This window comes from Burkholderia sp. BCC1988 (assembly GCF_905339895.1).
Lineage (GTDB): Bacteria > Pseudomonadota > Gammaproteobacteria > Burkholderiales > Burkholderiaceae > Burkholderia.
In genome coordinates, this window is the sequence record NZ_CAJPHA010000001.1 from 573,575 (window position 1) to 588,463 (window position 14,889).

At 68.7% G+C, this 14,889-nt stretch carries 12 protein-coding genes; 6 read left to right on the forward strand and 6 right to left on the reverse strand.

All coding sequences use genetic code 11. The annotated features are described in order from the left end of the window. Positions 1 to 122: 122 nt before the first annotated feature. Complete coding sequence (locus tag U4012_RS02445; RefSeq protein WP_321795859.1) at positions 123 to 755, reverse strand: LysE family translocator; 633 nt, start codon at positions 753 to 755, stop codon at positions 123 to 125. A gap of 136 nt (positions 756 to 891) precedes the next feature. After that, the gene (locus U4012_RS02450; protein WP_321795861.1) at positions 892 to 1,788 is read right to left on the reverse strand and encodes a LysR family transcriptional regulator; all 897 of its coding nucleotides are present in this window, start codon (positions 1,786 to 1,788) and stop codon (positions 892 to 894) included. A 264-nt stretch (positions 1,789 to 2,052) separates the two neighbouring features. Between U4012_RS02450 and U4012_RS02455 the strand changes: the two genes are divergently transcribed. Both U4012_RS02455 and U4012_RS02460 read left to right on the forward strand, forming a co-directional pair. Beyond that, positions 2,053 to 2,313 (forward strand): hypothetical protein, encoded by a 261-nt coding sequence (locus U4012_RS02455; RefSeq protein WP_006760082.1) that lies wholly within the window; start codon positions 2,053 to 2,055, stop codon positions 2,311 to 2,313. 273 nt (positions 2,314 to 2,586) lie between these two features. Beyond that, complete coding sequence (locus U4012_RS02460; RefSeq protein WP_124484654.1) at positions 2,587 to 2,886, forward strand: DUF4148 domain-containing protein; 300 nt, start codon at positions 2,587 to 2,589, stop codon at positions 2,884 to 2,886. A gap of 100 nt (positions 2,887 to 2,986) precedes the next feature. Here the strand turns inward: U4012_RS02460 and U4012_RS02465 are convergent, their stop codons facing one another. After that, positions 2,987 to 4,762, reverse strand: coding sequence for a sensor domain-containing diguanylate cyclase (locus U4012_RS02465; RefSeq protein ID WP_124484653.1), 1,776 nt, complete (start codon positions 4,760 to 4,762; stop codon positions 2,987 to 2,989). Continuing rightward, a complete protein-coding gene (locus U4012_RS02470) occupies positions 4,759 to 5,880 on the reverse strand; it encodes an extracellular solute-binding protein (RefSeq protein WP_044845699.1) in 1,122 nt (373 codons plus the stop codon). The genes U4012_RS02465 and U4012_RS02470 overlap by 4 nt, the downstream gene beginning before the upstream one ends. Positions 5,881 to 6,434: 554 nt before the next feature. On the opposite strand from U4012_RS02470, the gene U4012_RS02475 reads away from it, so the two are divergent. From U4012_RS02475 to U4012_RS02490, 4 genes are all read left to right on the forward strand, one after another. After that, positions 6,435 to 7,868, forward strand: a complete 1,434-nt coding sequence (locus U4012_RS02475; protein WP_321795867.1) for a PLP-dependent aminotransferase family protein — start codon at positions 6,435 to 6,437, stop codon at positions 7,866 to 7,868. 101 nt (positions 7,869 to 7,969) lie between these two features. Then, positions 7,970 to 8,371 carry a hypothetical protein gene (locus tag U4012_RS02480; protein ID WP_321795869.1) on the forward strand — a complete coding sequence of 134 codons (402 nt, stop codon included), beginning with the start codon at positions 7,970 to 7,972 and terminating at the stop codon, positions 8,369 to 8,371. A 250-nt stretch (positions 8,372 to 8,621) separates the two neighbouring features. After that, complete coding sequence (locus tag U4012_RS02485) at positions 8,622 to 10,406, forward strand: nitrite/sulfite reductase (RefSeq protein WP_321795871.1); 1,785 nt, start codon at positions 8,622 to 8,624, stop codon at positions 10,404 to 10,406. Then, positions 10,403 to 10,861, forward strand: a complete 459-nt coding sequence (locus tag U4012_RS02490; RefSeq protein ID WP_321795873.1) for a DUF934 domain-containing protein — start codon at positions 10,403 to 10,405, stop codon at positions 10,859 to 10,861. Before U4012_RS02485 ends, U4012_RS02490 begins: the two co-directional genes overlap by 4 nt. A 73-nt stretch (positions 10,862 to 10,934) precedes the next feature. On the opposite strand, the gene U4012_RS02495 is transcribed toward U4012_RS02490, so the two are convergent. Together U4012_RS02495 and mprF are read right to left on the reverse strand one after the other, a co-directional pair. Further along, positions 10,935 to 12,212, reverse strand: coding sequence for a virulence factor family protein (locus U4012_RS02495; RefSeq protein ID WP_044845704.1), 1,278 nt, complete (start codon positions 12,210 to 12,212; stop codon positions 10,935 to 10,937). After that, on the reverse strand, positions 12,209 to 14,803 hold the full coding sequence (gene mprF / locus U4012_RS02500) for a bifunctional lysylphosphatidylglycerol flippase/synthetase MprF (protein ID WP_321795876.1): 2,595 nt from the start codon (positions 14,801 to 14,803) through the stop codon (positions 12,209 to 12,211). The genes U4012_RS02495 and mprF overlap by 4 nt, the downstream gene beginning before the upstream one ends. Positions 14,804 to 14,889 lie beyond the last annotated feature (86 nt).

The window sequence follows — 14,889 nt, forward strand, 5'->3', positions numbered from 1 at the left end:
TACGGCGAATACGTGACGGCTGCGCCATGCGGAGCGGCTGCGTCTATTCGACCGCCGCACCTTGCATGCTGCGCATCGGCACGCCGGTTTCCACAGCAAGCCGCGTTGCCGCCACCGTGCCCCTAGCTTCGCGATTCCAGCGCGATACGCACGGCCAGTCCGGCCAGCACGGTCCCCATCAACCCGCGCTGCACCCGCGCCCAGACGGGCCGACCGGCGAGAAACCCCGCGATCGAGCCGGCCATGCTCGCGATCAGCGCATTCACGCAGACACTGACCGCGATCTGCACGCAGCCCAGTGCCAGCGATTGCGCGAGCACGCTGCCGTGCCCGGGCGCAATGAACTGCGGCAGCAGCGACAGGTACATCACCGCGATCTTCGGGTTCGCGAGGTTGGTGACGAAGCCCATCGTGAAGAGCCGCACGCCGCTGTCGTGCGGCAGTTGCCGCACCTGGAACGCGGAGCGGCCGCCCGGCTTGAGCGCCTGCCAAGCGAGATACGCCAGGTACAGCGCGCCGGACAAACGCAGCGCGTCATACGCGTACGGCACGGTCAGCACCAGCGCGGTAATGCCGAATGCCGCGCAGAACATGTAGAACACGAACCCCAGCGCGACGCCGCCGAGCGACACCAGCCCCGCACGGCGGCCCTGGCAGATCGAGCGGGAGATCAGGTAAAGCATGTTCGGGCCGGGCGTCAGGGCCATGCCGAGCGATACGAGTCCGAAAGCAATCAGGGTGGGCAAGGCCGGCACGGCAGTCTCCTTCGGGGCGATGAAGTCGGGGCGAGTGTCCAGCAATGTATTGCATGTCGGTGTCTGTCGGCATGAATAAACTGCAAGTCACGCATGAGCGCGCTTCACCCCGTCATCGCGTCGTTCCGCCGGCCCGCTACTTGCCCTTTTTCGCGCGTGCCTGCATCGCCTTTTCCGCCTTCGCGCGTTGCGCGTCGACCAGTTTCACGAATGCGTCGGCGACCGCGTTGCCGCTCGCGTTCCACGCCAGTCGCACGGAACGATGCAGCCTGGGCGACAACGCCAGCACCCGGCCGCCGAACCGGGTATAGGTGAGCGTGATGCGCGGGACGATCGACACGCCCATTCCCGCCTCCGCCATCGACAGAATGGTCCGCATCTCGACCACGTTGAACGCGGCGCGAAGCGATGCACCGTTGCGCGCGAAGTAATCCGCGATGACCGGCCCGCACCCCGCCTTCGAAAAAATGAACGGCATCGTCGCCAACCGTTTCGCCGACACGCTCTCGCGGCCGTCGAACATGCCGTCCGCCGCCACCGCGACGAAATCCTCGTCGAGCAACGGCAGGTTGTTCGCGAAAGTCTTCGTGCCGGCGACCACGCCGATGTCGGCGGTGCCGTCGTCGAGCCACCCTTCGACTTCCGCGTCCGTGCCTTCGAGCAGCACGGCCGTCACGCCCTCATGCGCCGCCTTCAACGCTTCGAGCGCGGGTACGACGAACGCGAGCGAGACGCTCGGCAGCGACGCCACCACCAGCCGACCCTCGAGCTTGCCGCGCGCCAGGCCGAACTGCTGGCGCAGCGTCTGCGCTTCCCGGACGACGTTCTGCACGTACGGCCACAGGCGTTCGCCGGCAGCGGTCAGGACGACCGGCTGGCGGTCGCGCAACAGCAGCTTGACCTCGGTGATGTCCTCCAGTTCGGTCAACGCGTGGCTGATCGCGGATTGACTGCGGCTGAGCCGATCGGCCGCGGCCGTCAGCGAGCCGAGTTCGACCACGGCAGCCAGGGCCTGCAACTGCGCAAGCGTCATCTCGCCTCCTTGTTGGGTGCATGTATTTTTCACATGATAGAGCGACGCATCATGAATTGGATTGAACCGGTGTCATGCGCTTCGATGGCGCGCCATCGCGTGACCTCGCCCGATGCCCCGCGCCGCGCTCGGGCAAGATTCAGCCTCGAATCATGTCGAACGCCGTCGCCGGACACGCGCAGGATCGCGCCGGCGCCCGCGCCCGTCCAAGCCCCGTCCGTTGCGCCTTCAGCTCCGATCGCCAAGACGCGTTAGACTGTCCCGATGGAACAATGCCGTTATTGCCAGAGAATCCGCGATGAATGGGATTGCCACGGGGACGAATGCCGCCGGGCAATCGCGAAGGCACTGCGCCGGCAGCGCGCGGGCCTGCCGATGGTGCCCGATCGCATCCGCAACGAGCTGCCGTCCGGCGCGCCCACCCAGCAGGTGATCGCGGTCCTGTCGCGCCAGCGCCTGCGGGCGCGCCGCGGCAACGAGGAACGCCGCGAGCGCAAGGAAATCGACGACGCCGACGGCGTCTGATCCGCCAACGCCCCCCGCCAGCCGCCCCACCTGCCGATGCCCCGCCACCGGGCGTTCGCCCGTGCGCGATGTCTCGCCGCCCGTCCGCCGTCAGTTTGCAATTCCCGCAACGCGGAACGGGGACGGATCGAACTCATGTTGGAATTGTTGCCTCACCGACAATGATCTTTCGCTGGAATCCACGTTTACCCTGAATCCAGCGACGCCTACGATGTAATCAATCGCTTACGACATGGTGTCGCCGGCGAACCCAATAGAACATCGGAGGTCATCATGAAATCGCTCGTTTCCGCAGTCGTCGCCGCTGTCGCCCTGTCCGCTTCGTTCGGCGCCTTCGCCCAAAGCACCGTGACCCGCGCCCAGGTGCGCAACGAACTCGTCCAGCTCGAGAACGCCGGCTACAAGCCGAGCCAGTCGAGCCCGTACTACCCGGCCGACATCCAGGCCGCGCAAGCGCGCGCACACGCTGCCGACAACAGCGGCTACGGCGCGCAGCCGGCCCCGGTCGTCCAGGGCGGCGCACCGGCGGTCAAGGTGCGCAACGCGCGCGACTCGGTCTACTTCGGCCACTAAGTCGGCCGCCGCGCGCATCGCGCGCGGTCCGCCCGGATCCAGCGAGCCCGTCCCGTGACGGGCTCGCCGCGTTTTTGCCGCGCGCCGGGCCGGCCTGCCGTCAGCGGCTGCCCTCCGCCGCCACGCGGCCGCCGTCGTCGGTGGCGATACCGCCGCCGAGCAGTTCCTGGTAACGCACGCACGCGCACTGCGCGGACGCCTTCGCCGCGTACATCGCCGCGTCGGCCTTGACCAGCAGTTCCTCGGCCGACGCGCCATCCGCCGGATATTCACTCACGCCGATGCTCGCGCCCACGGCCAGGTGCCGGTCGCCGAATTCCAGTTCCTCGGCCATCACGATCTGGATACGCGACGCGATATCGCCGATCACCGCGGGCGATCGCACGTCCGAAATCAGCACGATGAATTCGTCGCCGCCGAGCCGCGCGGCCATGTCGCCGCTGCGCAGCGCGAGGCTCAGCCGTTTCGCGACCGCGACGAGCGTGCGATCGCCGGCCGCGTGCCCGTGCTGGTCGTTGATCTGCTTGAAGCGATCGAGATCGACGAACATCACCGCCAGCCCCTCGCGCACCGCGGCCGCATGCCGGATCGCGGCATCGAGATGCTCCATGAACAACAGGCGGTTCGGCAAGCCGGTCAGCGGGTCGTGACCGGCGAGATGCGCGAGCTCCAGCTGCTTCGCGCGCAGCATCGCGACCTGCGTACGGATCTCGACGCGCATGCTGTCGAAACAGCGCGCCAGCACGCCGATCTCGTCGGCCCGCGCGACCGGCAACCGTTCGGCGGCCGGATCGTCGAACACGTGGGTCGCCGCGCGCGCGAGCATCTGCAACGGCCGCGTGATCGCGCTCGCAAACAGGATCGCGAGTATCACCGCCGCCACGCTCATCAAGAGCACCATCCGGATGATCCGCTCGCCGAGCATCCCGGCCGGCGCCAGCACGTCCGTGAGCGGACGCGCCATGCCGAGCACCACGAAGCGGTTGCCCTCGTTGTTGCCGAACGGCGTGCGCACGAACGCGAACATCTGGCCCGGTGCGGCGTCGGGCTGCGTGAGACCGTTGAGCGCCACGTTCGTGCGCGCCCCGACGAACAGCAGCCGCGTGTCGGGGAAACTGTCCTGCATCAGCACGCGGTGCCCGCGATCGAAGCCGAAGATCTGCGACGGATCGGGGTGCACGAGGAAATCGCCCCATTTGTTCGCGAGATACACCACGTAGTCTGGCGGCAGATCGCGTTCGAGCCGGTCGAACATGCGCGTCAGCTCGACGTCGACGACCAGCGCGCCGACGACCCGGCCGCCTTCGTCGACCACCGGCGTGCCCACGCGCAGGATCGGCAGCCCTTCGGCCGCATGCGAGCCGGTCTCGTGATTGATCGCGATCGGCGACAGGTAGATATGACCGGGCGCCGTCGCAAGCGTATCGAATACGTAAGGAAACTGCCCTTTTTCCTGGAATGCACTCTCCGGCAACACGACGATGCCATGCGCGTCGCGATCGACGCGGATCCGCTCGAGCCCGAAATCCCCGCGCGCGATCAGCCGGATCTGCAGGTACTCGGGGTGGTTCTTCATGAAGCTGTAATACACCTGTTCGAGCCGCGTGCGCGGCGCGCGATCGGCGCCTTCCCCGCTCGCGACGGACGCGGACGCCGGCAATTGCGCGAGCACGAGCACATCGTCGGCCACGTCGGACAGCGCGGTCGTGAAGCGCTGTCCGAGCAAGTGCGTCGACATCAGCAGGCTGTGCTGCGCTTCCTGCACGAGCATCGTCCGGTTCGCGCGGTAGGTGTAGTAGCCGGTCGTGCCGGACGCGATCACGCCGATGCATGCGAACAGCATCGACAGCTTCCACGTGAGCCCGAGCCTGATCATTTTTCGAACCGCTCCGGCCGGTCGCCCGACACGATGCGGCTCCATAGCGACTCACGCCGCGCGATGTCCTCGACCGGCTGGATCCAGACGAGGTGCTGGTGGCCGGCCTCGAGACCGGGTGGCGGTTGGAGCGTATTCGCGAGCCCCTGGCGTTCGGTCAGCAGCACGCCGATCGCCGGTTCGAGCATGTAGTTGATCCACGCGAACGCCAGTTCGCGATGCTCCGCGCCGCGCGTGACGCCCCAGCAGTCGAGCCACGCGAGCGCGCCTTCGTCCGGAATCACGTAGCCGACATCCGCACCGGCGCGACGCAGCTGTTCGACCTGCTGCGTGCCATAGTTGCCGAACATCAGCGCCGCGCGATGCTGGACGAACAGCGTGGTCGCCTCGTCCGGAAGCGTGTAATACGTGAGCAGGTTGCGCCGCAGTTCGACCAGCTTGTGCGCGACGGCAAGCGTTTGCGCGGGCGACAGGCGAAACGGGTCGGGATAGCCGAGCGCGAGCGCGGTGAACGAAAAATTATGCGGCGCGCTGTTGAAGTCGAGCACCTTGCCGCGGTAACGCGGATTCCAGAGTTCCAGCATCGAGCGCGGCGCGACCGGCACCTGCTTGCGATCGTAGATCAGTCCCATCGACGAATACGTGAACGGAATCGCATAGGTCGAGCCGTTGCGCACGAGTCCGCCGATCGTCGCGAGCTGCTGGAAATTCGGCAGTTGCCGCCGGCGGTTGGGGATCTGCGACAGGTCGATCGGCGTGAGCAGGCCGTCGCTCGCATAGCGCTGGATCTCGGCCGTGTTGGCCGCAAGCACGTCGTACGGCGGCGGCGACGCGCTGTGCATCCGTGTCCACAACGCTTCGTCGGAATCGACGAAGGTTACTTCGACGTGCACATGAAAGTGCGTCTCAAATGCATTGACGACATCGTTGTCCGCGTAGCCGGGCCACGCAAGGACACGCAGCACGTTGTCGCCGACGGTCTCGGGGGAAGCGGCGCAGGCAGGCAGGCCCTGCCAGCCCAGCGTCAGGACGACAAGCCACCGGCACGCGGCGCGGCGCGCACGGCGCGCGCCGATTCCCCTGATCAATCGGTCCTCGTCCGAATTCCCCGTATGCATTCGACTGTCCTTTTTTCGAGTCGATGCTTGATCGTGCAACAAGACCACAAAAAATTTCGCCGCGCAATTGGAACAAGCCGCACGCGCATTGCATCCGCCCATTCGGAGCGCGTCATCCATGTACGCGTTCGATTGCATGTCGCCGCACGCGCGCGAACCCGGCCACGCGAACGGAGAATCATCAGGTGAAAGGCAAGACTCGACGCGTGCCGGCTCCGCTTGCAGCCACGGCGCCACGCGGCATGTACTGCGTATGCGTTCGGAGCGTTCAGTGCATTCGATGCATTCGGCGACGCGCGTCATCCGTCGCGCCGTGTCGTCACCTCCGCCTGCATGTGCGTCGCGCCGTCGCATGCGCATCCACGCCACGCAGGCGTAAACGCCGCGATCACGCGCGACGGATGCGCACGCATCGGCATCGCCACGACAGCGCGACCGGCCGCGGCCGTCGCGCTTTCCTTTTCGTGCCGCTCGTCGGACAATGACGCGCGCCCGCCGGCGCGGCGCCGCATCGGCCCCGCGCGAGCGGCACCAAGCATGCTCCGCCCGCGCCGATGAAACGCTACGAAACCCTCGCCCAGACGATCGCCGACGAAATCCGCAACGGCAACCTCGCGGTCGGCACGCGCCTGCCGTCGCTGCGGCAGATCATCGCGCAGCATGGCGTGAGCCAGTCGACGGTGTTTCGCGCGTACTACCTGCTCGAACAGTGGGGGCTGATCCGCGCACGCGAGCGTTCCGGCTATTACGTCGCGCCGGGCGCGGGCCCGGCGGCGAACCCGCCCGCGAAACGCCGCGCGAGCCGTGCCGGCGCCACGCGCAAGGTCGACATCAGCGACCTCGTGTTCTCGGTGCTCGACGCCGCGACGCAGCCCGGCATCGTGCCGCTCGGCTCCGCATTTCCCGCGCCGCAGCTGTTTCCGCTGCCGCGCCTCGCGAAATCGCTCGCGCAGGCGACGCGGCTCGTCAGCCCGTGGAGCACGGTCGTCGACCTGCCGCCCGGCAGCGAGGCGCTGCGCCAGCAGATCGCGCGGCGCTATCTGGCAACCGGTGTCGCGCAGCCCGTCGACGAGATCGTCGTCACCAACGGCGCGCTCGAAGCGCTGAACCTGTGCCTGATGGCCGTCACGCGGCCCGGCGACGTCGTCGCGGTCGAGTCTCCCGGTTTCTATGCGGCGCTGCAGGCGATCGAGCGGCTCGACCTGCGCGCGGTCGAGATTCCCGTCGATCCACGCACGGGCCTCGATCTCGATGCGCTCGCGAACGCGCTGGACCGGCACGACATCCGCGCGTGCTGGTTCATGACCAATTTCCAGAATCCGACCGGCGTCACGCTGTCGCTCGACAAGAAGCGCGCGCTCGTCGAGCTGCTGGCCGCACGCGAGGTGCCGCTGATCGAGGACGACGTTTACGGCGAGCTGCATTTCGGCCCCGACTACCCGCTGCCCGCGCGCGCATTCGACCGGCACGGCCTCGTGATGCATTGCAGTTCGTTCTCGAAGACGCTCGCGCCCGGCTACCGGATCGGCTGGGCCGCCGCCGGCCGGTTCGCGGAGAAGGTGCAGCGGCTCAAGCTGATGACCACGCTGTCGGCGAGCATTCCCGCGCAGGCCGGCATCGCGAACTATCTGGAGCACGGCGGCTACGACCGTCACCTGCGCAAGCTGCGCGGCACCCTGCAGGCGCAGCTCGCGCGCATGGACGACGCGCTGCGGCGCTGTCTGCCGCCCGGCGTCGAGTGGGTGCGGCCGGACGGCGGTTATTTCCTGTGGCTGTCGTTTCCCGACGCGATCGACGCGATGGAACTGCACCGCCAGGCGATCGCGCGCGGCATCAGCTTCGCACCGGGGCCGCTGTTCTCGGCCGCGCACGGCTTCGAGCGCTGCGTGCGCGTGAACTTCGGCCATCCGTGGAGCCGCGACATCGAGCGCGCGATCCGCGTGCTCGGCGAGCTGGTCGCCGGGCCGGCGGTACGCAAGTCGGGCTGATCGCGCCTCGTGCGCACGCTGCGCGCGGCCCGCATCACGTCCATGCAGCGAAGCCGCGCGCGGGTTACATTGCTGGTCCCGCCGCTCCTTCACGATTGCCCATGAGCCAACTGCCCTGCCTCGATCACGACGCGTTGCTGAAACTGGCAGCCGAAGCGGCACACGTTACGCAGCCGTGCACGTGCACGAGAACCTCGCTCGCCGGCTGGACGACCCTGCCGCTGTCGCTGCAGGACACGCAACTGACCGAAGTGGCCACGCTTGCGCCGCCCGGCGAGACCGAGCCGACCTACGACGAATATCATCCGGCCGGCACGCGCTATGCGTCGGACGACGCGCCGATCGCACCGCGCCACTTTCCGTACAACCGCTGCAACGTCAGCCGCTGCGTATCATGCGGCCGGCTCTATCTGCGCTATCAGGAAGGCGGCGGCTACTTCATCGACCAGCGCATCCGCGCGCTCGATCCGGCGTTGATCGTCGACGCGCCGGCGCAAACCTGAACCCGACGCGGGGCATGCGCACCGCATGCCCCGGCACACACCGGCGCGCTCCGCCGATCTGCTGCGCCCTTTCCGCTCCGATCTGCTAAGCCGTTTCCGCTCCGATCTGCTGCGCCGATTCCGTTCCGATCTGCTGCTTGTCCCGCCGCCCCGCGTTCCCTACGCTGTCCCTGTTGCCCGACACCCGTGGCAACATCCCCTCCCGAGCGGCGCGCGCCCTTGCGCCGCCGCTCCTCTCGCGTATCACGTCATGTACCGATATACCGATTTCGACCGGGCGCTCGTGCACAGCCGCGCCGCCCAGTTCCGCGACCAGCTCGAACGCTGGCAGCACGGCACGCTGAGCGAGGATGCGTTCCGGCCGTTGCGCCTGCAGAACGGCTGGTACGTGCAGCGCCATGCGCCGATGCTGCGCGTGGCCGTGCCGTACGGCGAACTGTCGAGCACGCAGCTGCGCGTGCTCGCCCGCATCGCACGCGACTACGACGTGCCCGACGACGCCACCTACCGCGCCGCCTGCGACGCGCAGGCGCAGCTCGGCACGCTGCGCCTGCCGACCCGCAACGCGCACTTCACGACCCGCACCAACGTGCAGTTCAACTGGATTCCGCTCGCGAAGGCGGCCGACGTGATGGACCTGCTCGCGACCGTCGACATGCACGGGATCCAGACGAGCGGCAATTGCATCCGCAACATTTCGTGCGACGAGCGCGCGGGCGTCGCGCCGGACGAGATCGCCGATCCGCGCCCGTTCGCCGAGGTGATGCGCCAGTGGACGACACTGCATCCGGAATTCGCGTTCCTGCCGCGCAAGTTCAAGATCGCGATCACCGGCGCGGCCGAGGACCGTGCGGCGACCGACTGGCACGACGTCGGGCTGAAGCTCGTGCGCAACGACGCGGGCGAACTCGGCTTTCGCGTGAGCGCCGGCGGCGGCATGGGCCGCACGCCGCTGATCGCGACGCTGCTGCGCGCGTTCCTGCCGTGGCAGCAGGTGATGAACTACATCGAGGCGATCGTCCGCGTGTACAACCGCTACGGGCGGCGCGACAACAAGTACAAGGCGCGCATCAAGATCCTCGTGAAGAGCGAGGGGCAGCGCTATATCGACGACGTCGAGGAAGAATTCCGCCAGATCGTCGAGCATGACGGCGGCCCGCACACGATCCCGCAGGCCGAGTTCGACCGCATCGCGGCATCGTTCGTGCCGCCGCGCCTCGCGCCCCGCACGCTCGACCTGCAGGACGTCGAAGCGCGCACGGCCGCGCACGCCAGCCGCCATCCGGCCTTCGCGCGCTGGCTCGCGCGCAATGTCGCAGCACATCGCGACCCGGCGCTGCGCATCGTCACGTTGTCGTTCAAGCGCCGCCTGCAGGCGCCCGGCGACGCGTCGCCCGAACAGCTCGACGCACTCGCCGAACTCGCCGAGCGCTTCTCGGCCGGCGAGGCACGCGTCACGCATACGCAGAACGTGGTGCTGCCGTGGGTGCACGTCGACGACCTGTTCCTGCTGTGGGAGCATGCGCGCTCGATCGGTCTTGCCAGCGCAAACGTCGGACTCCTGACCGACATGATCGCGTGCCCGGGCGGCGATTTCTGCGCGCTCGCGAACGCGCGCTCGATCCCGATCGCCGATGCGATCGCCGAGCGGTTCCAGGATCTCGACATGCTGCACGACGTCGGCGACATCGACCTGCACATCAGCGGCTGCATCAACTCCTGCGGCCATCATCACAGCGGGCACATCGGCATCCTCGGCGTCGACAAGGACGGCGCCGAGTGGTACCAGGTGACGCTCGGCGGGTCGGACGGCTCGAGCGCGAGCGGCCCCGCGCGGCCGGGCAAGGTGATCGGCCCGTCGTTCTCGGCCGACGAGATCGTCGATGTCGTCGACGCGCTCGTGAATGTCTATCTCGACGCGCGGCTCGACGCCGACGGCCGCAGCGAACGATTCATCGACACGGTGCGCCGCATCGGCGCCGAGCCCTTCAAGGCCGCGGCCAACGACGCCCGTCACCAGGCGGAGCACGCATGATCCCGACCGACCAAAGCTCGAACGCACGCATCCGCCTGCTGACGCCGGCCGAACACGCCGACGATACGAACGCGCCGGACACCGCGACCCGCACGATCCTGACGATCGGCAACGACGAGGAGCTGCAGCCGCTCGCCGCACGCATCGCGCAGGCCGAGCGCATCGACCTGCACTTCCCGTCCTTCACCGACGGGCGCGCATACAGCCAGGCGTATCTGCTGCGCAAGCGCTTCGGCTTCGCCGGCGACCTGCGGGCGACCGGCGACGTGCTGGTCGATCAGTTGCTGTTGATGGAGCGCACCGGGTTTTCGAGCGCGGTGCTCGGCGCCGATGCCGATCTGGCCGCCGCGCGCCGGCAGCTCGACCGGTTTCCCGGCTTCTATCAGCGCGACGCGAGAACGGCGGCGCCGCGGCAGGAAGCGGCGCCGCAAGTCGAGACGCAGGCCGGGAAATGAAAACGGGCGGCCTGCAGGCTGCCCGTCCGATGAACCACAAGCGCCGCGCCCGCCGCACTGCGGGCGTCGGCGTTCAGCGCGCCGCCACCGGCTTGCCGAACGCGCCGAGGATCTTCTTCTCGAGCGCGATGTAGTCGTGGCCGAAGTGGTGGTCGCCGCCCGTCTTGATCACGTCGGCACCGCTATTCGCGAGCGCCGGACACATCGTGTCCTTCTCTTCCGCGCCGTAGAAACACTGCACAAGCTGCGGCGGCACCTTCGCGATTTCCGGCGCGACCTTCATCGCCTTGTCGCTCGCCGGCATCCCGAGCCAGCCCGTCACGCGGATCTGGAAATCCGCCGCCGGCGCGAAGCCGAGCAGCGACATCACCGCCACCTTGTCACGCAGGTCGGCCGGCAGCCGGTTGTACGCGAACGGCATCACGTCCGCGCCGAACGAGTAGCCGACCAGCGCCACGCGGTTCGCATGCCAGCGCGCCATGTAGGTGCGCATCACGCGCGCCAGGTCGCGGCTCACCTGTGCAGGCGGCTTCTCGCTCCAGAAGTAGCGCAGGCTGTCGATGCCGACCACCGCCACGCCGTCGCGCTGCAGCGCCTCGGCGATCGTCTTGTCGAGATCGCGCCAGCCGCCGTCGCCCGAGATCACGATCGCGAGGCGGTCGCTGCCGCCCTTGGCCGGCAGCTCGACGAGCGGCAGGTCCGACACGTCGAGTTCGTCGGTGCTGCTGGTGTCGTGCAGGTGCGACGTGACGAGCGACACGAGCGTCGCGGTGTCGCCGGCCGCGGCCGTTTCGACGAAACCCGGCATCGCGCGGCGCACGATCGTCGGATCGGGCGGGCACGGCTTGAAGCGCGCATCGAGCTTCGCCGCCGGCGCGACCGACGCGACACCGGCGATCGTGTTCTCCGGCGCCATCGACAGGATCTGCTTCGCGATCGCGCCGCCCTGGCCCACGCCCGCGACGATCGGCGTGTAGTAACGCGCCGATTGCGCGAGGCGTTCGAGCTGGTGGCTGACCGCTTCGGCGTCGCCGTCGAGGTGGTGACAGGTTTCCTGCTTCGCGGCGAGGTTCGCCGCATAACGCTCCGAATCCACCCCGACCGTCATCGCGCCCGCTTTCGCGAGGGCGTCGGCCGCCTGCTGGTCGGCGGCGCCCCAGCCCCGCCCGCGCGAGAACAGCACGACGAAGCCGCGCAGCGGGCCGCCCGGCTTCGTCACGGTCACGGGGCCGTAGCGGCCGCCCGACACGGTTTCCGGTTGCGCCGCGGCCTGCGCCGCGAACGCCGCGCCGGCCAGCATCATTCCCGCGCAGGCGGCTGCCGCCCGCGCGATACCCTTCTTCAACATCATGAACGCCGACCTCCAGCCAGCAGGGACAGATCCGCGAGCGTGACGAACACGCCGACCGAGCCCGAGGCCGCGAGATAGCGCGGCTCCCAGTGCGGCTCGAACTTGCTCTTGAATGCACGCAAGCCGCGGAAGTTGTAGAAGCGGCCGCCGAAGCGCCAGACCATCAGCCCGAACCGGTGCCACGGCGACGGCATCTTCGCCGCCCCCATCCCCGAGAACGGCGCGATGCCCAGGCTCAGCTTGCGGAAGCCCGCTTCCTTCAGATGCAGCGCGAGCTGCGTAAACAGATACTCCATCGCATACGGCGACGCGTCCGGCAGATGACGCATCACGCCGACCGTCGCCTCGGTGTTGAGGTCGGTCGTCATGAACGTGACGAACGCGATCGGCTTGTCGGCCTGGCGCACGAGCATCACCGATTGCGTCGCGAGATAGCCGTCGTGGAACGCGGCCACCGAGAAGCTCTTCTCGCGCGCGTCGCGGCTGTCGAGCCAGCCGTCGGAGATGTCGCGCAGCGACGGCAGCGCGGCCGGCACGTCGCGCGGCGCGATCACCTCGACCGTCAGCGCGTCCTTGTCGCCGCGACGCAGCGCATAGCGCAGGTGCGACCGGTTCGAACCCTTCAGGTCGAAGCGGTCGAGCGCGATATGCGCTTCCTCGCCGAGCTTCATCAGCGTGAGCCCTGCGTCGAGATACAGCGGCAGCGCGTTCGCGCGCACCTGGTAGAACGCCGCGCGGCCGCTGTGCGCGTGCGCCAGCGCGATGAACTTGCCGATCAGCGCCGGCCATTCCTCGCGCGGGCCGACCGGATCGTGCAGCGCGGCCCACGTGCGGCCGTTCTTCGCATACATCAGGAACGCGCGGCGCGATTCGGAGAACAGGAACGACTTGTCGCCCATCAGCGCGAGGCCCGCATCGCTGCACTCCTGCGCGCGGATGATCTGCTCCGCGTCGATCAGGTCCTGCTCGGCGGGCTTCACGAAACGCCCGGGCGCCGGCCGCAGCAGTTGCCACAGCGCGAACATCGCGACGAACACGCCGGCCGCCAGCGTCGCGCGCAGCGCCCGCGGCGCGCGCTCGTCGAACGCGAAATGCGACCACAGATCGCGCGTGTAAGGCACGTCGCGGAACGCGAAGCACAGCACCCACACGGCGAGCACGAGCACCATCGTCACCGACACGAACCAGCTCACCGTGAAGCGCTCGGCGAGCAGCGACGAATGCCGGTTGAAGCGGCGGCGGCTGACGAGCAGCAGCACCAGCAGCGTGCCGAGCACGCCGGCCTCGACGAACGCGAGGCCCTTGGCCAGCGACAGCGCGAGGCTCGCGAGCGTCAGCGCGAAAGTCATCCACCATGCACCGTCGAGCCGGCGCAGCAGCCCGCGCGCGACGAACAGCAACGCGACGCCCAGCACGCTGCAGATCACCTGCGAGCCTTCGAGCACCCACAGCGGCACGATGTTGCGCAGGATCGCGATCCGGTGCCAGAACGCGGGCGTCGCGCTCGAGATCACCAGCATCCCGCCGACCGCGAAGGTCACGAGGCTCAGGAACAGCGGCGCCAGCTGCGACACGCGCGCGGCCTGCCGCGTCACGAGCCGGCGGCGCAGCGCGCGGCCTTCGAACCCGGCCAGCAGGCCGGCCGACAGCACGAGCGGCACGCCGAAGTAGATCGCGCGATAGGCGATCAGCGCGGCGACCATCGCGTGCGCCGGCACTTCGCGGCCCAGCGTGAAGACCATCGCGGCCTCGAACACGCCGATCCCGCCCGGCGTATGGCCGATCATCCCCAGCAGCAGCGCGGCCGCGTACACGGTGATGAAAGTCGGCAAGCCGACTGGAGCGGACGGCAACAGCACCCACAGCGTCAGGCCCGCGGCCACGACGTCGAGCACCGCATAGACGACCTGGGCGACGAGGTCGCGCCGCGCCGGCACGTCGAACGCGAGCCATTTGAAGCGCGTGACGACCGGGCGCGCGGCGTTGCCGCACAGCATCGTCATGACGCCCAGCACCACGAGCAGCGCGGCGCCGCTCCACGTGAGCACGCCGGGTGCGACATGCAGCATCGCGGCGAGCGTCTGCGGCACGCAGACCATGCCGACCGCCGTCATCAGCACCAGTGCGAGCGCGAGCGTGCCGCTGGTGAAGACGGTCATCCGGCCGATCTGCGCGGGCGTGACGCCCGACACGCCGTACACGCGCGCGCGCACGGCGCCGCCCGTCAGCGCGCCGAAGCCGGTCGCATTGCCGAGCGCGGAGCCGGCGATCGCGCCGATCCACAGCGCGGCGCGCGGCACTTTCGCGGCGACGTAGCGCAGGCCGACCGCATCGCGGGCGACGAGCGCGAGATAGCTGAGGGCCGTCGCGGCCAGCGACGCGCCCCACTCGCCCGCGGACAGGTGGCGCAGTTGGCGGATCACCGACCGGTAGTCGACGGATTCGGACAGGTGCTGGAACACCACGATCAGCAGCAGGCCGATGCCGAGCGCGAGCAGCGGCGACAGCACGCGCTCATTGCGGATCAGCGTCGCGACACGGGCGATCGCTGCCGCGGCACGGCCGGGCTGGCCAGGGTGGCGGGAAGACATAGAGTGTTCAGTGGTGGTGCGTAGCTTGTCGCGGCGCGGGGTGGCCTCGCGGCGACGAATCTGGTTGTTCTGCGTGGGCGGTCGGC